This window comes from Vogesella lacus (genome assembly GCF_979366295.1).
This window is the reverse complement of record NZ_CEETQT010000005.1, coordinates 53,877-72,092: the sequence shown is the minus strand read 5'-3', so window position 1 is coordinate 72,092 and position 18,216 is coordinate 53,877. Positions and strand designations below refer to the sequence as shown.

Annotated in this window: 17 protein-coding genes; 3 read left to right on the top strand and 14 right to left on the bottom strand. The window is 60.8% G+C overall.

Annotated elements, in window-relative coordinates:
* A complete protein-coding gene (locus ACZ9W6_RS07805; protein ID WP_465190533.1) occupies nt 1–3,117 on the top strand; it encodes an efflux RND transporter permease subunit in 3,117 nt (1,038 codons plus the stop codon).
* 111 nt (nt 3,118–3,228) lie between these two features.
* On the opposite strand, the gene ACZ9W6_RS07800 is transcribed toward ACZ9W6_RS07805, so the two are convergent.
* From ACZ9W6_RS07800 to ACZ9W6_RS07780, 5 genes are read right to left on the bottom strand one after another with little or no spacing between them, the layout of a single operon-like run.
* The gene (locus ACZ9W6_RS07800) at nt 3,229–3,639 is read right to left on the bottom strand and encodes a DUF2721 domain-containing protein (protein WP_465190532.1); all 411 of its coding nucleotides are present in this window, start codon (nt 3,637–3,639) and stop codon (nt 3,229–3,231) included.
* Nucleotides 3,640–3,642: 3 nt separating this feature from the next.
* Entirely contained in the window at nt 3,643–4,290 is a 648-nt protein-coding gene (locus ACZ9W6_RS07795) for a L,D-transpeptidase (RefSeq protein WP_465190531.1), read from the bottom strand.
* 14 nt (nt 4,291–4,304) lie between these two features.
* Nucleotides 4,305–5,039: a tRNA adenosine(34) deaminase TadA gene (tadA, locus tag ACZ9W6_RS07790; RefSeq protein WP_465190732.1), complete on the bottom strand. Its 735-nt coding sequence runs from the start codon at nt 5,037–5,039 to the stop codon at nt 4,305–4,307.
* Nucleotides 5,040–5,085: 46 nt separating this feature from the next.
* Nucleotides 5,086–5,784: a bifunctional 2-polyprenyl-6-hydroxyphenol methylase/3-demethylubiquinol 3-O-methyltransferase UbiG gene (ubiG, locus tag ACZ9W6_RS07785; protein WP_465190530.1), complete on the bottom strand. Its 699-nt coding sequence runs from the start codon at nt 5,782–5,784 to the stop codon at nt 5,086–5,088.
* A gap of 54 nt (nt 5,785–5,838) precedes the next feature.
* Nucleotides 5,839–7,158 carry a TRZ/ATZ family hydrolase gene (locus ACZ9W6_RS07780; protein WP_465190529.1) on the bottom strand — a complete coding sequence of 440 codons (1,320 nt, stop codon included), beginning with the start codon at nt 7,156–7,158 and terminating at the stop codon, nt 5,839–5,841.
* A gap of 262 nt (nt 7,159–7,420) precedes the next feature.
* On the opposite strand from ACZ9W6_RS07780, the gene ACZ9W6_RS07775 reads away from it, so the two are divergent.
* Nucleotides 7,421–10,237 (top strand): EAL domain-containing protein, encoded by a 2,817-nt coding sequence (locus ACZ9W6_RS07775; protein ID WP_465190528.1) that lies wholly within the window; start codon nt 7,421–7,423, stop codon nt 10,235–10,237.
* 100 nt (nt 10,238–10,337) lie between these two features.
* A complete protein-coding gene (locus ACZ9W6_RS07770) occupies nt 10,338–11,654 on the top strand; it encodes an enoyl ACP reductase FabMG family protein (RefSeq protein ID WP_465190527.1) in 1,317 nt (438 codons plus the stop codon).
* 83 nt (nt 11,655–11,737) lie between these two features.
* Here the strand turns inward: ACZ9W6_RS07770 and ACZ9W6_RS07765 are convergent, their stop codons facing one another.
* From ACZ9W6_RS07765 to ACZ9W6_RS07725, 9 genes are all read right to left on the bottom strand, one after another.
* A complete protein-coding gene (locus tag ACZ9W6_RS07765) occupies nt 11,738–12,097 on the bottom strand; it encodes a GFA family protein (RefSeq protein ID WP_465190526.1) in 360 nt (119 codons plus the stop codon).
* Between the two features lie 152 nt (nt 12,098–12,249).
* Complete coding sequence (queE, locus tag ACZ9W6_RS07760; RefSeq protein ID WP_465190525.1) at nt 12,250–12,885, bottom strand: 7-carboxy-7-deazaguanine synthase; 636 nt, start codon at nt 12,883–12,885, stop codon at nt 12,250–12,252.
* The gene (locus ACZ9W6_RS07755) at nt 12,885–13,904 is read right to left on the bottom strand and encodes a 6-pyruvoyl trahydropterin synthase family protein (protein WP_465190524.1); all 1,020 of its coding nucleotides are present in this window, start codon (nt 13,902–13,904) and stop codon (nt 12,885–12,887) included. Before ACZ9W6_RS07755 ends, queE begins: the two co-directional genes overlap by 1 nt.
* Before the next feature lies 1 nt (nt 13,905).
* A complete protein-coding gene (gene queC / locus ACZ9W6_RS07750; RefSeq protein WP_465190523.1) occupies nt 13,906–14,601 on the bottom strand; it encodes a 7-cyano-7-deazaguanine synthase QueC in 696 nt (231 codons plus the stop codon).
* Between the two features lie 213 nt (nt 14,602–14,814).
* Nucleotides 14,815–15,381, bottom strand: coding sequence for a YceI family protein (locus ACZ9W6_RS07745; RefSeq protein ID WP_465190522.1), 567 nt, complete (start codon nt 15,379–15,381; stop codon nt 14,815–14,817).
* 21 nt (nt 15,382–15,402) lie between these two features.
* A complete protein-coding gene (locus ACZ9W6_RS07740; RefSeq protein WP_465190521.1) occupies nt 15,403–15,948 on the bottom strand; it encodes a YceI family protein in 546 nt (181 codons plus the stop codon).
* Between the two features lie 8 nt (nt 15,949–15,956).
* The gene (locus ACZ9W6_RS07735) at nt 15,957–16,502 is read right to left on the bottom strand and encodes a cytochrome b (RefSeq protein WP_465190520.1); all 546 of its coding nucleotides are present in this window, start codon (nt 16,500–16,502) and stop codon (nt 15,957–15,959) included.
* On the bottom strand, nt 16,492–16,959 hold the full coding sequence (locus ACZ9W6_RS07730) for a MarR family winged helix-turn-helix transcriptional regulator (RefSeq protein WP_465190519.1): 468 nt from the start codon (nt 16,957–16,959) through the stop codon (nt 16,492–16,494). Before ACZ9W6_RS07730 ends, ACZ9W6_RS07735 begins: the two co-directional genes overlap by 11 nt.
* 182 nt (nt 16,960–17,141) lie before the next feature.
* A complete protein-coding gene (locus tag ACZ9W6_RS07725; protein WP_465190518.1) occupies nt 17,142–18,125 on the bottom strand; it encodes a GlxA family transcriptional regulator in 984 nt (327 codons plus the stop codon).
* Between the last annotated feature and the right edge of the window lie 91 nt (nt 18,126–18,216).

Genomic DNA, 18,216 nt, shown 5'->3' with positions numbered 1-18,216 from the left:
ATGTGGCTGACCCGTGTCAGTGTGCAAAACCCCTACCTCGCGGCGGTGATGATGCTGCTGCTGACGGTGCTGGGGCTGTTTGCCTGGAAGACTCTGCCGGTCGAGGAGTTTCCCGATATCCGCTTCCCCGTTGCGGTGGTGTCGGTCAGCTACCCGGGCGCTTCGCCCAAGGTGGTAGAGACCGAAGTCACCCGCAAGGTCGAGGAGGCGGTGAATACCATCAACGGTATCAAGCACATCCGCTCTTATTCGTTTGAGGGCAGCAGTACGGTAGTTGTCGAGTTCGAGCTGTCGACCGACCCGGCTACCGCGCTGCAGGAAGTGCGCGACAAGGTTGGCGCGGTGCAGGGGCGTTTCCGCCGCGAAGTCGCCACCCCGGTGATCTCGCAGATGAACCCCAACGACGAGCCGCTGATGTCGTATGCCTTCAGCGGTGGCGACCAGCGCGCGCTCAGCAACTGGCTGGACAATGTGCTGAAAAAGCGGCTGCAGACCGTGGCGGGCGTTGGCGAGGTGAAGCTGACCGGTATTGCCAAGCGCGAAATCCGCATTGATCTTGACCCGTATCGCCTGCAGGCGCTGGGCTTGTCGGTCAGCGAGGTGGGCGACGCGATTGCTGCGGCCAACCGTGATTATCCGGCCGGCCAGGTCAGCAGCCAGCGCGACGAGTTGTCGGTGCGGGTGGCAGGCAAGCTGGTGTCGGTGGACGACTTCCGCAAGCTGGCGATTGCCACTCGCGGTGGCGTCAGCATCCGTCTCGATGAAGTGGCGACGGTGCAGGATGCCGAGGAAGAGAAAAACAGCGTCAGCCTGATCAACGGCCAGCCTGGTGTCGGCATGGATATCAGCGCCACCCGTGGTGCCAATGTGGTCGAGGTGGCTGGCAAGGTGAAGGCGGCGCTGGCCGAGATGCAGAGCCAGATTCCACGTGGCAGCGAGATGCGCCTGACTTACGACAAGTCGGCCGAGGTGCAGGATTCGCTGGATGGCGTGGAAAAGACGCTGGTGGAAGGTGCTCTGCTGACGGTGTTCATCGTCTTCCTGTTCCTTGGCAGCTGGCGCAGCACGGTGATTACCGGCCTGACCCTGCCGATTGCCTTGCTCGGCACGCTGTTTGCGCTGATGGCGATGGGCTTCACCCTGAACGTGATGACGCTGATGGCGCTGTCGCTGTCCATCGGCCTCTTGATTGACGATGCGATCGTGGTGCGCGAAAACATTGTGCGTCATGCCACGCTGGGCAAGGGCCATTATCAGGCGGCGCTTGATGGCACCAACGAGATTGGCCTGGCGGTGCTGGCCACCACGCTGACCATTGTCGCGGTGTTTTTGCCGGTCGGTTTCATGGGCGGCATCATCGGCAAGTTCTTCCACCAGTTTGGCCTGGCGGTGACGGTGGCAGTGCTGATCTCGATGTTTGTGTCCTTCACGCTGGACCCGATGCTGTCGTCGATCTGGCACGACCCGCATCGCCATGGCGATCATCACAAAGGCCCGCTGGGCCGCGCGCTGGACTGGTTCGAGGCCTCGCTTGACCGCCTCGCCAACAGTTATGTCGGTGCGATCCGCTGGGCGCTGAACTGGCGCAAGACGGTGATGTTGCTGGCGCTGGGCCTGACCGTGGGCAGCTTCATGCTGGTGCCGATTATCGGTGGCGAATTCCTGCCCAAGGCCGATACCGGCGACTTCCGCCTGAGCTTCAAGACGGCGGCGGGCAGCTCGCTGGAATACACCACCGACAAGGCGCGTGAAGTCGAGATGCGCCTGCGCAGCATCCCCGAAATCAAGACTATCGACACCCGCGTCGGTGGTGGCCGTTTTGGCGCTGGCCAGAACGAGGCGCGGCTGACGATTGATGTCGGCGACAAGCAGGATCGACAGCGCGATATGTTCGAGCTGATGAAGGTCGCCCGTGTCGAGGCTGGCAAGGTCGCCGGTATCCAGCTGGATTCGGTGCAAGGGGTGGGCGGTCATGGCCCGGGTGGCAAACCGGTGAATATCTCGATTCGCGGCAATGATATCGAGGCGCTGCAAAAAGCCACCGATCAGCTGATGGCCAAGGTTGGCCGCGTGCAGGGCGTGACTGACTTGCAGAGCAGCTTTACCGATGCCAATCCGGCGCTGGACATCCGCCTGAACCGCGACGCGGCGGCGACGCTGGGGGTGGATCTTGCCAAGGTTGGCGACACGCTGGGCATCTTGCTGGCGGGCGATACAGTGACTACGTGGGAAGCGCCGGATGGCGAAAACTACAATGTGCGTTTGCGCCTGCCCAAGACCGAGCGTGAAGAAAGCCTGCTGGAAGTGCTGACCGTGCCGGGCACGCGTGGCGAGGGCGGTGTGGCCAGCATGGTGCCGCTGGCGCAGCTGACCACCATCGAGCACAGCAGCAATCCGCGCCAGATCGAGCGCACCGACCTGATGCGCGAAATCAGCATCACCGGCAATATCCAGAACCGCTCCAGCGGCGAGGTGTTTACCGATATCGAAAAAGTGCTGAAGGACGTGCAGCTGCCGGCCGGGGTGATTCTGGCGCAGGAGGGCGAGAAGAAAGACATGCAGGAATCGCTGAAGTACGCGGTGCAGGCGCTGGCGATGGGGGTGATCTTCATCTACCTGATCCTGGCGGCGCAGTTCCGCAGCTTCACCCTGCCGGTCACCATCATGATGGCGTTGCCGCTGGCCTTTGTCGGCGTGTTTGTCGCGCTGTGGCTGTGGGGCTCGACGCTGAACATGTTCTCGGTGATCGGCATCATCATGCTGATGGGTCTGGCGGCGAAGAACGGCATTCTGCTGGTGGACTTCATCAACCAGTCGCGCCGTGAAGGCATGAGCCGCACCGATGCGATTGTCGAAGCCGGCCGCGTGCGCCTGCGCCCCATCATGATGACCAGTCTGGCGATGATCTTCGGCATGTTGCCGCTGGCGCTGGCGACCGGTGCCGGCTCGGAGACGCAGCGGCCGATGGCGCATGCCATCATCGGCGGCCTGGTGACCTCGACGGTGCTGACGCTGATCGTGCTGCCGGTGGTGTACACCTATCTGGACAGCCTGCGCAGTCTGGTGCGTCGTGGGCTTGGCAAGCTGAACGGCACGCCGAAGCCGTCAGCGCACTGAGTCAGTTGCTAGTCAGTCGGTAAAAAGCCGAAGCCACCGTGAGGTGGCTTCGGCTTTTTCATGCGAGTGTTTGCGGCTCAAGGTTGTCCGCAAGTGCCGGGCGTGCTGGCCTTAGTCGCGGCCGCGCGCGTCCTCGGCGGCCGCCACATCCGACAGCAGGATGTTCAGCGCGTCGGTCGATTCGCGCAGCTCTAGCAGTGACAGCGCCAGCGACACGATCAGCATCAGCAGGCTGATGCCGAACACCAGTTGCGCGCTTTGCGGCCAACCGGTGTAAATCAGGAACATCGCCACCACGCACAAAAACAGGCTGCCGACACCGATGCCCTGCATCCATTTGATCAGCGCGATGCGGCGGCGCAGGCTGCCGATCTGCTGCATGATGCTGTCGCTGGGCTCGGCGCGATAGTCTTCGTAAAGGTTGCGGATCACGCCGGCCAGCGCCAGATAGCGGTTGGTATAGGCAAGCAGCAGCAGCGAAATGGCCGGAAACAGCAGGGCAGGGGTGGTCAGATTGAGCATGGTTTAGCGGTGTTCGTTGATCAGGACATCCAGACCGGTGCCGGTCAGGGCGTACAGCTCGATAATGTCGTCATTGCGCATGCGCACGCAACCGCGCGAGGTCGGCGTGCCGAAGGCCACATGGCTGCCAGAGCCATGCAGATAGATTGCTCGGTCGTAGCTGTCGACCTCACCACCCTGATTCAGCCCCGGCTCCTGGCCGCACAACCACATGATACGGGTGAGAATCCAGTCCTTGTTCGGGTATTCGGCGTGCAGCTGCGGGGTGTATTTCCACGGGGTGATCTGGCGGCGATAGATGATGGTATCGGCCTCGATGCCATCGCCGATGCGCTCGCACACCGTGTGCCAGCCACGCGGTGTCTGCAGGCTGTTGACGCGCTCGCCGACGCCGCGACTCGAGGTCGAAATCCGGTAGTTGAGCCGCGCCACGCCCTGTTCGTCGTAGTAGACCAGCGACTGGCTCTGCACGCCGACTTCCAGCCACGGCTGGCCGGGGTGGCGCGGATTGGGTTGTACCTTGGCCGCGTGCAGCGTCTGCTGCTGGCTGGCCAGCAGCCAGTCGGCATCGGGCGTGTCAGCCTGGGCGGCGGGGGCGCTAAGCAGCAGGGCTATCGCCAGCGGCTTCATCAGGGCGCGGATCTTCATCATGGCGCGGATCTTAATCAGGGCTCTGGGTCAGTCGTGGTACGGCGGCTGGCAAAAAATGCGCTCAACAGTTGGCCGCAGGCCTCGGCCTGCTCGCCGCCAAGTACGGCGGTGTGGCTGTTGAGGCGGCGCTCGGCAAACAGATCGACCACGCTGCCCGCCGCGCCGGTCTTGTCTTCTCGCGCACCATATACCACATGGGCGAGGCGGCTGTGCAGGATGGCGCCGGCGCACATCGCACACGGCTCCAGCGTCACATACAGCGTGCAGTCCTGCAGGCGGTAATTCTGCAGCTGCCGGGCGGCAGCCCGAAGTGCCTGCATCTCGGCATGGGCGCTCGGGTCGTGCAAGCCGATAACCTGATTATGGCCGCGGGCGATGATCTTGCCAGCCTGCACCAGCACCGCACCCACCGGCACTTCGCCCTCGCTGGCGGCCAGCCTTGCCTCGGCCAGCGCTTGCTGCATGAAGTATTCACGTTCGGCCGCTGGTGGTGGCAATCGTACCGGCGGATGATTGGCCAGCGCGGTGCGCAGTGCGGCCTTGTCGTCTTGGCTGATGTCAGACCAGTGCACGCCCAGCACGGCAGCGTGCAGCGCATGCAACTGGCGCTCGCCTATGCTGAGGCCGGCGGCTTTCAGCAGCAGATACGCTGTCACCACGCCTTGTGCCCGCAAGGCAGCACGGTCGTGAATGCCCAGCGCGGCGAGTGCGGCGATCAGATTGGGCGACAGCGGCGGGGTGGTCAGCATGGGCATGACAGCATTGCGGCCAACCTTTGAGGTTGGCCGCAATCGCTTAAGCGAGGCGCTGGCAAGCCATCAGGTAATTGACGTCGGTGTCGTCCCCGAGGCTGTAGATGCGCGTCAGCGGGTTGTAGCTCATGCCGCTGATATTGTTGATGCCGAGGCCGGCATTGCGCGCCATGCGCGACAGCTCGGATGGCTTGAGGAAGCGGCCGTACTCGTGCGTGCCCTTGGGCAGCATGTTCAGCACATATTCGGCACCGAGCACCGCCAAGAGGTAAGACTTGGCATTGCGGTTCAGCGTCGAGAAGAACACCTGGCCGCCCGGCTTGACGAGGCGGGCGCAGGCGCGCACCACGCTTTGCGGATCGGGTACGTGTTCCAGCATTTCCATGCAGGTCACCACGTCAAAGCTTGCCGGCATTTCTTCGGCCAGCTCTTCGACAGGCACACAGCGGTAAGTCACGCTGACGCCGGATTCCAGACTGTGCAGCTGCGCGACCTTCAGCGACTTCTTGGCCAGATCGATGCCGGTGACGGTCGCGCCGCGCTCGGCCATGCTCTCGGCCAGAATGCCGCCGCCGCAGCCGACATCCAGCACTGTTTTGCCGGCAATCGCCGCGCGGCTGTCGATATAGTCCAGACGCAGCGGGTTGATCTCGTGCAGCGGCTTGAACTCGCTGTCCTTGTCCCACCACTTGTGGGCAATCTGGCTGAATTTGTCCAGTTCCAGTTCGTCAACGTTACTCATGCTTTTCCTTGTTTGCGTGCGGCCAACCTCGCTTGAAGGTTGGCCGCAAGGATATTACTTGGCGAGGATGCGGACGCGCCAGGCTTCGGCGGTGGCCTTCAGCGCGGCTTCATCCAGTGTGGTCAGCTGACGCTCGCGCAGCACGGCGCGGCCGTTTACCCACACGTGGCTCACCTGCTCGCGGCCTGCAGCGTACACGATGTGCGAGATCGGGTCGAAGGCCGGGCTGGTTTCGACTTGCGACAGATCAACGGCGATCAGGTCAGCCTGTTTGCCGACGGTCACGCTGCCCACCTTGTCACCGATATGCAGCGCATCGGCACCGTTCTGGGTGGCCATGCGGATGGCGGTGGCGGCCGGCACGGCGGTCGGATCCATCGAGCCGACCTTGGCCAAGAGCGCACCCATGCGGGTTTCGGACAGCATGTCCAGCTTGTTGTTGGACGCCGCGCCATCCGTACCGATGCCGACATTCACGCCGGCAGCCAGCAGCTTCTGCACCGGGGCAATACCGGAAGCCAGCTTCATATTGGAGGTCGGGTTGTGGGCGATGGACACGCCACGCTCGGCACACAGCGCGATTTCATCGTCAGTCAGGTGCACCATATGGGCGGCGATCAGGCGCTTGCCCACCATGCCCAGCTTGTCCAGACGCGCCAGCGGGCGAACCTGGTGCTCGGCGATGCTGCCGTTCACCTCATCCATCGATTCCTGGATGTGGCAGTGGATCAGCATGTCGCGCTCTTCCGCGATCTTGACCACCTTGCGGAAGGTATCGTCGGACACGGTGTACGGTGCATGCGGCGCGAGGGTGAAGGTAATCAGCTCGTGGCCGGCGTACTGGTCGGCTTCGGCCAGACCCTTGGTGATGTAGTCGTCGGCGTTCTGGCCGTAAGCAGTCGGGAATTCGAGGATGGACAGGCCGACAAAGGTACGCATGCCGGCAGTCAGGCCGGCACGGGCCATCGCGCCGTGGTAGAAGTACATGTCATTGATGGTGGTGGTGCCGCTGCGGAACATTTCGCCCATTGCCAGCAGCGCGCCATCGTGCACGAATTCATCGCTCACATGCTTGCCTTCGGCCGGCCAGATGTGGTTTTGCAGCCAGTCCATCAGCGCCTTGTCATCAGCCATGCCGCGCAACAGGGTCATCGCGCTGTGGCCGTGCAGGTTGACAAGACCCGGCATCAAAACATGGTTGCCCAGCTCGACACGCTCGGCAGCGGAGGCGGCAGCCGCCTCGTCGCTATTAAGAATTGCAGCAATCTTGCCGTCCTTGATGGCAACGGCGTGATTTTCCAGAATGACACCGTCTACTTCTACTGGGATAATCCAGCGTGCATTGATCAGCTGATCGTATTGGTTTGCGGTCATGATGCGTATCCTCGGTTGTGACAAGGCGAAAAACGGAGTTTCGCTCTTTTTAGTGTGGTTTTACTGAAACCCGATATTGTACGACAACATTGCTGGCAAGTCCCTGCTGGCCGGATTGCCTGCAATCGGGATTGCAGTGCCATGATCAGTGATACACAATGAATCCAGATCATGCCTGTGGGGAGGATACGGGCAGGGTTTGCGTACCCGGTCTGTGGCCACGCGGGTGCGGATCAAAATAAAAAAACCTGAATACGAAACGATGACAAAACAGACCGAGCTGACTGATTTCGCCCGCAAGGGCAGCCTGTCCTTGCGGCAGGCCTTCCTGATTGCCGTGGTCCTGGGTTTGTTGATACCGGCCTTGCTGATCAGTGTGTTGAGCTTCAACCTGCAGCGTGAGTCCATGGAAAACCAGCTGGCAACCGACCAGAGCCGCTTGCTGGAAATCGTGGCACTCGGCATGCAGGAGCCGCTGTGGAACCTCAGCCGCCAGGCCGGTGCGCCGCTGGTCACCTCAGTGATGGACGACCAGCGCATCATCTCGGTGCGGGTTACCGACACCCAGTCGAACACCATCTTTCTGTCGGCCCTGCGCAGCGAGCGCCGTATCGGTGGTGTTGCCTTTGTACAAAAACCGGTGGTGTACCGTGGCGAAGAAATCGGCCAGGTGACCATCGAGTTTGATACCGAACATCTGAGCATCGCGCTCAAGGATCAGCTGAAAGATCTGCTGCTGATCGTACTGGCGCAGTTGTCGCTGTCCATCCTGCTCATCATGAGCATTCTGAACTCCCGCTTCCTCAAGCCTATCCGCCAGCTGTCGGATCAGGCGACACAGTTGGCCGCACTCAAGCTGGATCAGCCTTTCCACTGGGGCCGTCAGGATGAAATCGGTACCGTGGGCAAACACCTGGAATGGACGCGTGCCGAGCTCAAGCGCCTGATTGACGAGCTGAAGGCCAAGACCATTGCGCTGGAGGCTGATATCGAACGTCGTCGTGAAGTCGAAGACGCGCTGCGCCGTTCCGAGAACAAGTATCGCGAGCTGTTCTGGTCCAACCTTGACGGCATCGTGATCAGCTCGCTTGAGGGGCAGGTAATCGATGCCAACCCTGCCTTCCTCAGCCTGATCGGTTACAGCCTGGACCAGCTGAAACTGCAGAACTTCTGGGATGTGGTGGCGGATCAGAGCCAGCAGACCGAGCGCTACAATCTTGATAACAAGGTCATGCGTTTTGGCTTCTGCGACGAATTCGAAGTCGAGTACATCAACCGCCTTGGCAGCGCGATTCCGGTCAGCGTCAAAACCGTGGCCATGCGTGATGCCGATGGCCGCATTACGGCGGTTTGGCGCATGGTGCGCGATATTTCCGAGCGCCGTGCCGCTGAAGAGCGCATGCAGCTGGCCGCCAAGGTATTCGAGAACACGGCGGAAGGCATCATGATTACTGATGCCAATGTACAGATCCGTTCGGTCAACCGTGCCTTTACCGAGATTACCGGCTTCACCCAGGAAGAAGTCATCGGTACCAAGCCGACGGCGCTGAGTTCCGGTCGTCACAGCGACGAGTTCTACGACAATATGTGGAGCGTGCTGAAAGATCAGGGTCACTGGCAGGGCGAGGTGTGGAACCGTCGCAAGAATGGCGAGATTTATCCGGAGTGGCTGGCCATCAATGCCGTCAAGAGCCCGGGCGGTGATGTCACCCATTACGTCGCGGTCTTCAGCGATCAGTCCGAGCGCAAGGCTGCCGACGAACGCATCCAGTTCCTCGCACACTTTGACGTGCTGACTGGCCTGCCTAACCGCGGCCATCTGCAGGATCGCGCCTTGCTGGCGATCCAGAACGCTTCGCACGATAACGGCAAGCTGGGTGTGCTGCTGCTGGATCTTGACCGCTTCAAGACCATCAACGAGTCGCTGGGCCATGCGGCCGGCGACATCCTGCTGAAGATCGCCTCGGAACGTATCCGTCGTGTGCTGAGTGCCGGTGAAGTCGTGGCGCGCCAGGGCGGTGACGAGTTCCTGGTCCTGCTGCCGCTGATCAACGATGCGGCCGACGCAGTACATGTGGCCGAAAGCATTCTTGGCGAATTCTCGACACCGATCGAGGTATACAGCCACTCGCTGGCCGTTACTGCCAGTATCGGTATCAGCGTATTCCCGGATGACGGTCGCGACTTTGACACGCTGGTACGCAACGCCGATGCGGCGATGTATCACGCCAAGTCCAGTGGTCGTAACAATTACAAGTTCTACACAGCCGATCTCAATGCCCGTGCGCGCGAGATTCTGGCGATCGAAAGCCAGTTGCGCTATGCGGTAGATCGTGGCGAGTTCGTGCTGCATTACCAGCCTCAGGTCGAGATGGATACCGGCCGTATTGTCGGTGCCGAGGCGCTGATCCGCTGGAATCATCCGTCACTGGGCTTGCTGGGGCCATTGCACTTCATCGATGTGGCCGAGGAGCGCGGTTATATCGTGCAAATCGGTTGTTGGGTGGTGCGCGAAGCCTGCCGCCAGATTGCCGAGTGGCATGCCAAGGGGCTGCCGCTGATTACTGTCGGGGTAAACCTGTCGGCGCTGCAGTTCCGCCATCAGGACTTGCCGGGCCTGCTCAGCGAGTCGCTGGCTGAATTCAATCTGCCGGGTAGCTGCCTTGATGTCGAGGTGACCGAGAGCGTGATCATGGATGACCTTGAGTCCACCATCCAGACTATCCAGACCATTCAATCCATGGGTATCCGCATGTCGATTGACGACTTCGGCACCGGTTACTCGAGTCTGGCCTACCTCAAGCGTTTCAAGGCAGACAAACTCAAGATTGACCGCTCCTTCGTGCGCGATATTCCTGATGATCTGGATGACACGGCGATTACCCGCGCCATCATCAATATGGCGAAAAACCTCAATATGCAGGTTGTCGCCGAAGGCGTGGAAACCATCGAGCAGTGGCAGTTCCTGGCGGCCGAAGGCTGCGATCAGGTTCAGGGCTATCTGCTGTCCAAACCGGTGCCGGCCGATGATATCGAGCCGCTGCTGCACAAGAGCACCTTGCTGCCAACCGTCGACTGATTTGTCTTGTCCGGACGCGAGTAAACTACAGCTGTGGTTTACTCGCGTTTCTGCTTGCCATTAAAATTCGAGCCATTAACCTAATTAGAGAATTCAACCCGTGACTTCCCTGACTGCAATGCGCAATCTGCCTGAGGGCAAACTGTTCCGCGAAGGCGATGTATTTGTACTGTTCGGTGAGCTGTTTGGCCGTGGCTATGTAAATGGCCTGATCAACGAGGCACGTGCTGCCGGCATGACCATCATCGGCATGACTGTTGGCCGCCGCGAAGCTGACAACAGCCTGCGCCCGCTGAATGCCGAAGAGCTGGCCGAAGCGGAAGCCCGTCTGGGTGGCAAGATCATCAATGTGCCGCTGATGGCCGGTTTTGACCTGGATGCACCGGCAGGCGAGCCAACCCCGACCGAGCTGCTGTCGGGGCTGACTCTGAAAAACTGGCAGGACGAAAAGCTGGACTGGGCTCAGGTCGAGCGCTGCCGTGAAGCCGGCGTGGCCCGCTTCAAGAACAGCGTGGCCGAGGTGATGTCCCAGCTGGAAACGCTGATTCCGGATGGCAAGAATGTCTACTTCGCCCACACCATGGCCGGCGGCATTCCGAAAGTAAAAGTTTTCCTGGCCATTGCCAATCGCATCTACAAGGGCCGTGGTGACCGTTTCATGTCGTCGCGTGCGCTGCTGGACAGCGATCTGGGCAAGCTGATCCTGCAGAACTTTGACGAAGTGACGGCCAACAGCTTCCAGTACCTGATCGACGGCAGCGCTGCGCTGCGCCAGCGTCTGGAAACAACCGGCGGCCAGGTGCGTTACTCGGCTTACGGCTACCACGGTACCGAGATCCTGATCGATGGCGAGTATCAGTGGCAGACGTATACCAATTACACCCAGGGCAATGCCAAGAAGCGTCTGGAAGACCATGCGCGCAGCGCTTGGGAACAGGGTGTGAAGGCGACCGTCTTCAATTGCCCGGAAATCCGTACCAACTCGTCCGATATTTTTGTCGGTGTCGAGCTGTCGCTGTTCCCGTTGTTGAAGGCTCTGCGTCAGGAAGCGCCGGGCGAATGGACCGAAGCGCAATGGGCGGCATGCCATGCCTTGCTGCAGGATGGCTACAGCATTGATGACCTGCTGGCACAGATCGAGGCTTACAACACCAACGAGACCATGGTGGGCTTCCGTAACTTTGCTGCCTGGCCGATGGATAATTCGCCCGCGCTGGCCGAGGTGATGATCGGTACTTCCGATGACATCACCAGCAAGCACAAGGATCGCAATGCACTGGTGACCGACCATCTGAGCACCCTGGTACTCGAAGGTACCGGCCCGCTGATGTTTGGCGAAATGGCCAATCCGGCGGCACCGGTGCTGTGGCTGAGCCATGATGTGATCGCCAAGCAGCTGGCCAAGCTGCACGGTTGATTGCTACGGTCATGAAAAAAAGCCCCGAAGCGATTCGGGGCTTTTTTTGTGGAGTAAGTCAATTTCTCGTGCGGCCAACCTGATCATGAAGCTAGCGCAGCGCCATTGAAAACCTCGAAGGGCAGGGTCTGGCTGTCGACGCCATCGACACAGCCAAGGTTGACGCGGTAGTGGCCCGGCATGCGCAGTGTCTGGTGAAACGGATAGATGCCACACTGGCGGCAGAAGTGATGCTTGGCCACGCAGCTGCCAAAGGCGTAGCTGCCCAGCGCATCGCCATCGACGCTGATCTCTAGCTCATCCGGTGACAGGACAACGGCACTCATCAGCGCACCCTTGCGTTTGCACATCGAGCAGTTACAGCGCAAGCCGCTCTCTATCGGCTTGCTGCGAAATTGGAAGCGGATGGCGCCGCAGTGACAGCTTCCCTGATATGTCTGCATAAGATCTCCTTTGTTCTGGTGGCTGTGGCGCGAGGTCAGCGTTACAGCAAGGCCATGATAAGGGCAGAAGAAAGTCAGGCAAAGCAAGATGCCGACCAGCGGCAAATGCGCCGTATCGGCTCGACAGGCGGCCGTTGTTGGCCGCCAGGCGTTCAGCGGATATTGACGACCTTGTGAGTCTGTACTGACAGGCGCCATTCGGGGTGGGCCATGCACCAGGCAATTGCTTCTTGCGTGTTCTGGCGCTGCAGCGGGCTGTCCATCGGCTGCAGATAGAGATGCTCGAAGCAGATATCGTCCGGCATTTCCGACGGCAGGCGTGTTGGCTGCGGGTAAACCAGCTTCAGCTCGTGGCCGCTGCGCTGCACCCAGTCGGCACCGGCTTTCGGGCTCACGCAGATCCAGTCGATACCGCGCGGTGCCGGCAGGCTGCCGTTGGTCTCGACGGCGACTTCAAAACCGGCATCATGCAGCGCGTCGATCAGGGCTTCATCGAGCTGCAACAGCGGCTCGCCACCGGTAAACACTACATAAGGTTGGCCGCCGACACCTTGCCAGCTCTCGGCGATGCGAGCGGCCAACTCTGCGGCCGTGGCAAATTTGCCGCCATCTGGGCCGGTGCCGACAAAGTCGGTGTCACAGAACTGGCAGATCGCCTTGCTGCGGTCTTCCTCGCGGCCGGACCACAGATTGCAGCCGGAAAAACGGCAGAACACGGCGGCACGGCCAGCCTGACGGCCTTCACCCTGCAGGGTGTAGAAGATTTCCTTCACGGTGTAGTTCGGCATCAGGCAGCTCCAAACAGCAGTGGCCAAGCCATATCGCCGCGGAAATCCAGCGATACGCCGGCTTCCGGCGTGGTCATCAGGTCGATACGGGCGAGCTCAGGCACCAGCGGCTTGAGCTCGCTGTGCACCCACTCGGCGATGCTGTGCGGCTGGCCGTCGCGGATGCCGGGCAGCTTGTCCAGCGGATTGTGATCGAGCTGGCGGTAAATCGGCTTGAAGCGGTCTTTTACATCACCAAAATCCAGCACCCAGCCCATGGTACGGTCGAGGCTGCCCTGCAGCATCAGGCGGATCAGATAGCTGTGGCCGGTGTAATGGCCGTTGGCATCAAATGGCACGGCGCTTTCGAAACGCTGTTCCTTCCAGATACGGAAATGCTGGCCGTCAAACTGGCTGCCGGCCGTGTGCGTCTCGCGTACTTCTACCCAGGCCAGGCCGGCAAGGTTGGCCGCAAGCTCGTGATACAGCCAGGCTGCCATCACCTCGCTGGTCGGGTTTTCCAGACCGGGGATATCGTTCAGATAGCGGTGATTGAGGCGGGCAAACAGCGGTGGCCAGGCTTTCAGCAGGATGTTGTTCAGCGAGGCTTTGCCGGCATCGGCGACGATGCGCACGCCAAAACCATGGCCATGCAGGCGGCCGCATTTGTGGCCGGGTGGCACGTGCGGCAGATGGTGGGCGGCCTCGAAACGGGTGTCGAAGTATACATATTCGCGGCCATCCTCGCCCAGCAACACGCCGCGATCGGCGGCACTGTGCAGGATCAGGCTCAAAGGTTGGCCGCAGGCCGTCGCCAGATGACGGGCGATACCCAGATCACTGACATTGCCGAGGCGGCTGTCGAGATCCTGATAGTCGAGCGATTTGGCCGCATTATTCAGCTCGGCAGCCAGCGTGTCGCTGCCGGCGATGCCTTTGCTGCGTGCGAGTACGCGAAAGCTGTGACCGTGACGGCCGAGGCCTGGCAGGCTGCGTGCCGCTTCGAAGCCGGCACCGGCCAGGCGGGAAATGGCATTCATCTCAGACTCCTTCGGTGCGCACGACCAGCGGATCGGCCACGCCAGCTTCAAGAAAGCCCTTGGCGCGCAGCTCGCAACTGGCGCAGTGGCCACAAGGCGGCACGCTGCCGTTGTAGCAGGTGTGGCTCCAGGCCATGGCGTCCATCGCGCCGACTTCTTGTGCCAGCGTCACAGTTTCGGCCTTGCTCATATACATCAGCGGGGTGTGCAGGGTGACGCGGCTATCCATGCCCAGACGCAGCGACAATTCCAGCGCCTTCATGGTGTTTTCGCGGCAGTCCGGATAGCCCGAGTAATCGGTCTGCGCCACGCCGGTGACTACGTGTTCGATGCCACGGGTATAGGCGAAGGCGGCGGCAAAACTCAGGAAAATCAGGTTGCGGCCGGGGACGAAAGTATTCGGGATGGTGCTGTCGCCATCTTCGCGCGCGCCTTCTTCCGGCGCGATGCTGTCATCGGTCAGGGCGTTGCCACCGATGGCGGCGAAGGTGTCGATAGGCAGCACGGTCTGGCGCACGCCGGCCATTTCGGCCACTTTGCGCGCGGCATCCAGCTCGATGCGGTGACGCTGGCCGTAGTCGAAGGTCACGGCTTCAACGTTGGCCGCGCCGAATTCGCGCATGGCCCAGTACAAACAGGTAGTCGAGTCCTGGCCGCCGGAAAGGACGACGAGGGCTTTAGGTGTGGTCTTGTTCATGGCCGTCGAAAAACAGTCGAGGATTATTCAGCATAGACGTACGCGGGATCGGTCTCACCCGGCACGGCAAACCGGACATTCTACCGCAGGCGAGATGATTTGCCAGACGGAATTTGCCGGCAAAGCCTGCTCGCAAACCCTGTTAACGACAAAAGCACTGCCGTGGCAGTGCTTTTGTCTGGTGTATCGCCGCAAGCGGCGATGCGGGGCGGCTTAGTTACGGGTCGCCTCGATAGCAATCTTGATGGTGACATCATCGCTGATGGCTGGCAGGAAGGTCTTCATGCCGAACTCGCTGCGCTTGATGGTGGCGGTAGCATTGGCACCCCAGGTCTCGACGCCGGTCATCGGGTTTTTGCCCTTGCTGACGGTGTCCAGCTTCAGGGTAACCGGCTTGGTCACGCCCAGCAGGGTCAGCTTGCCTTCAACCTTGGCTGGCTTGCCGCCGGCAAACACCACCTTGTCGGACTGGTAGCGCAGGGTCGGGAATTTCTCGACATTGAAGAAATCGGCGCTCTTCAGGTGTTTGTCGCGATCAGCCAGGAAAGTTTGCAGCGAGGCGGCATCAATGGTGATGTCGACATTGCCGCTCTTGGCCGCTTCGTCCACGCTCAGCTTGCCGTCGATCTTGGTGAAAACACCGCTTTGCAGCGACAGGCCCAGGTGGCCGACTTCGTAGGCGGCGTAAGTGTGGGTCGGATCAACGTTGTAGCCAACCGGGGCGGCGTGGGCAAAAACGCTGGCCAGCAGCAGGGAAGAAGCGAGTGCGGTACGGATCATGGGTTTGGTCCTTGGTCAGGTTCAGGGCTTGAGGGTCAAACGGAAACGCAGATCAACCTGGTCGGCAACGGTGGCGGTATCACGCCAGCTGCCATCACCGATGTTGAAAGCCAGTCGCGAGATCGGCAGGGTGCCGTCTATGCTCAGGTTCTTGCCTGCGCTGGTCGCGGTAAACGGGGCGCTGACATCACGGCTGATGCCTTTGATGGTCAGCTTGCCGTTCACCTGAAAACGGTTGTTGCCCAGTGGCTTGATGCTGCTGGAGACAAAACGGGCCTGGGCAAAGCGGGCGGCATCAAACCAGTCTTTCTTTTTGGCCTCGGCATTGGCCTCGGCGGTGGGCAGGCTGATGCTGGCGATATCGATGCTGATATCGGCCTTGCCTTGCTCGGGCTTGGCCGGGTCAAAGCTGACGTTGGCCGCAAATTTCTTGAAGCTGCCGCTGACCGGCACGCCCATCTGCTTCATGCTGAAAACCAGCTGGCTGTTGGCCGGGTCGAGTTGCTGGGCATGGCTGGCGCCAGCCATGGCGAACAAGGCCATGGCCACGAGGGTTTGCTTGTACATGAGAGTCCTTAGCGGGCACGTTGCGGACGCAGGCTCATCCGGGTGAGCAGGCCGTCGCGGTCGATAAACTGGTGTTTGAGCGCGGCTGCCACATGGCCGATGACCAGCAGCAACAGCAGGGTATTCAGCAGGCCATGCACCTTGCCCAGCGTTTCGCCAAGCTCGGGGTTGGCCGCAATCAGGTCAGGCAGCGGCAGGGTGCCGAACAGCACGACCGGAATGCCGTAGGCCGAGCTCATCAGCCAGCCTGACAGCGGAATCAGCGCCATCAGGGCATACAGGCCAAGGTGACCGGCGTGGGCAACGAGGCGGGCGCCCTGGCTCATGCCGGCTGGCAGGGCCGGTGCGCGCTTGGCCAGGCGCAGGATGATGCGTACGAGCAGCAGGGCCAGCACCAGCATGCCGGCCCATTTGTGGTAGCTCATCAGCTGGAATTTCAGTGGCGACAGCGGCAGGCTGGCCAGATATTTGCCAAAGGCAAAGGTAGCAATCAGCCACACGGCCATCAGCGCGTGCAGCATGATCTGGGCGGGGTGGTACTTTTCAGTCTTCATCCTCGTTTATCTCCGTGCGCCGCTGGATGGCGGCGCGAATTGCTGCCAGCTCGGCGGCAAGTTGCAACAGTTTTTCATCGCTGATACCGGCAAAGGCTTCGCCGCAGTGGTTGACCACATCGGGGAAGGACTGGTGGAACAGCTCATCCCCGCTATCGGTCAGGGCGACAAACACACTGCGACGGTCATGCTCGGGCACGGTGCGGGTAATCAGGCCCTTGGCCAGCAATCTGTCCAGCACACCGGTCAGGGTCCCCTTGGTAATCAGCGTGCGTTCCGACAACTCGCGACAGGACATGCCCTGGGTATTGCCCAGCGTGGCAATCACATCGAATTGCGGATGGGTCAGGCCATGGCATTTCACGCGTTGCGTGCTCAGTTGCTCGAAAGCCTGATAGGTGCGAACCAGTTCGCGTACCAGTGGCAATGAGCGGTGCTTGCTTGGGGAGTTTGTCATGGCTGCTCCGTTTGTTGATGCTAGGATAGTTGTAGTTAGTACAAATTGGAAGTGCTGCAGTCTGGCAAGTTATTACGATTTATTAATCGTGGCTAGCTGGACAGCAACAGCGGGCTGGCAAGGCCGTGTTTATTGGCTTGCCACGGCTGTGACCGATGCGCCACAGCCTGGTGGCATCCGGCTTATTCGGGCTTGATGCTGCGCTGGGCGCGCTCTTCGCGCGGCGTGATATTGAAGTGGCTGCGATAGGTGCTGGAAAAGTGCGGGCCACTGGAAAAGCCGCAGGCAAGGCCGATCTGCACGATGGACTTGCTGGTTTGCTGCAAGAGCTGGCGCGCGCGGTTCAGGCGCAGCTCCAGATAATATTTGGACGGTACGGTGCCCAGATACTGCTTGAACAGGCGCTCGAGCTGGCGACGTGACACGCCAACGTAGTAGGCGATGTCGTCGGTGGTCAGCGGTTCTTCGATATTGGCTTCCATCAGGCTGACCGCTTCGGTCAGCTTGGGCTGGCTGCCGCCGATGCGGGTAGCCAACGGAATGCGCTGGCGCTCGCTGCCCGGGCGCAGGCGTTCCATGCTGAATACTTCCGACAGCGAGGCCGCGAATTCCTGGCCAAGGTTGGCCGCAATCAGCGTCATCATGAAATCGAAGGTCGCCGCGCCGCCGGCAGCGCTCAGGCGGTTGCCGTCGATCTCGAACAGATTGGACGACACGATCACGTCGGGGAATTCGTCGTTCAGGCGATTGATTTCCTGCCAGTGGATGGTGGCGCGATGGCCGGACAGCAGGCCGGCGCGTGCCAGCCAGTAGCTGGCGCAGCCCAGTGCGGCCAACTGCGTGTGCTCGCCCAGCTGGCTGCTGATCTGCTTGCCCAGATCGTCTGCTGCCAGATCGATGCTGATTTCGTCGGCCAGTACCACCAGCACGTCCAGCTTGGGGCTGGCCGCCAGCGGCAGGTCAACCGGCAGGCGCATGCCGTTGCTGAGCGTTACCGGCAGGCCGTCGAGCGACAGCGGCAGGAATTCATAGCACTTTTTCTCGGCCAGCTGATTGGCGCGGGTCAGTACTTCGCTGGCAATGGCAAAGTCAGCCATAGAGGCATTCGGCAACAGCAGAAAGCCGAAACGTATGGGTTTGTTACCGGTAGCAGCGATATTCACCATGGGCAGGATCAGGCAGGAAATGAAGCAATAGAAAAAGACGCCATGCTGAGGTTATGGTCAGCATGGCGCCTGCTTGTCAAGGCGCGATTGT

Coding starts and splice junctions, on each gene's coding strand:
- ACZ9W6_RS07805 (WP_465190533.1), top strand. CDS start 1: ATGTGGCTGACCCGTGTCAGTGTGCAAAACCCCTACCTCGCGGCGGTG.
- ACZ9W6_RS07800 (WP_465190532.1), bottom strand. CDS start 3,639: ATGCTCAATCTGACCACCCCTGCCCTGCTGTTTCCGGCCATTTCGCTG.
- ACZ9W6_RS07795 (WP_465190531.1), bottom strand. CDS start 4,290: ATGATGAAGATCCGCGCCCTGATGAAGCCGCTGGCGATAGCCCTGCTG.
- tadA (WP_465190732.1), bottom strand. CDS start 5,039: ATGCTGACCACCCCGCCGCTGTCGCCCAATCTGATCGCCGCACTCGCC.
- ubiG (WP_465190530.1), bottom strand. CDS start 5,784: ATGAGTAACGTTGACGAACTGGAACTGGACAAATTCAGCCAGATTGCC.
- ACZ9W6_RS07780 (WP_465190529.1), bottom strand. CDS start 7,158: ATGACCGCAAACCAATACGATCAGCTGATCAATGCACGCTGGATTATC.
- ACZ9W6_RS07775 (WP_465190528.1), top strand. CDS start 7,421: ATGACAAAACAGACCGAGCTGACTGATTTCGCCCGCAAGGGCAGCCTG.
- ACZ9W6_RS07765 (WP_465190526.1), bottom strand. CDS start 12,097: ATGCAGACATATCAGGGAAGCTGTCACTGCGGCGCCATCCGCTTCCAA.
- queE (WP_465190525.1), bottom strand. CDS start 12,885: ATGCCGAACTACACCGTGAAGGAAATCTTCTACACCCTGCAGGGTGAA.
- ACZ9W6_RS07755 (WP_465190524.1), bottom strand. CDS start 13,904: ATGAATGCCATTTCCCGCCTGGCCGGTGCCGGCTTCGAAGCGGCACGC.
- queC (WP_465190523.1), bottom strand. CDS start 14,601: ATGAACAAGACCACACCTAAAGCCCTCGTCGTCCTTTCCGGCGGCCAG.
- ACZ9W6_RS07745 (WP_465190522.1), bottom strand. CDS start 15,381: ATGATCCGTACCGCACTCGCTTCTTCCCTGCTGCTGGCCAGCGTTTTT.
- ACZ9W6_RS07740 (WP_465190521.1), bottom strand. CDS start 15,948: ATGTACAAGCAAACCCTCGTGGCCATGGCCTTGTTCGCCATGGCTGGC.
- ACZ9W6_RS07735 (WP_465190520.1), bottom strand. CDS start 16,502: ATGAAGACTGAAAAGTACCACCCCGCCCAGATCATGCTGCACGCGCTG.
- ACZ9W6_RS07730 (WP_465190519.1), bottom strand. CDS start 16,959: ATGACAAACTCCCCAAGCAAGCACCGCTCATTGCCACTGGTACGCGAA.
- ACZ9W6_RS07725 (WP_465190518.1), bottom strand. CDS start 18,125: ATGGTGAATATCGCTGCTACCGGTAACAAACCCATACGTTTCGGCTTT.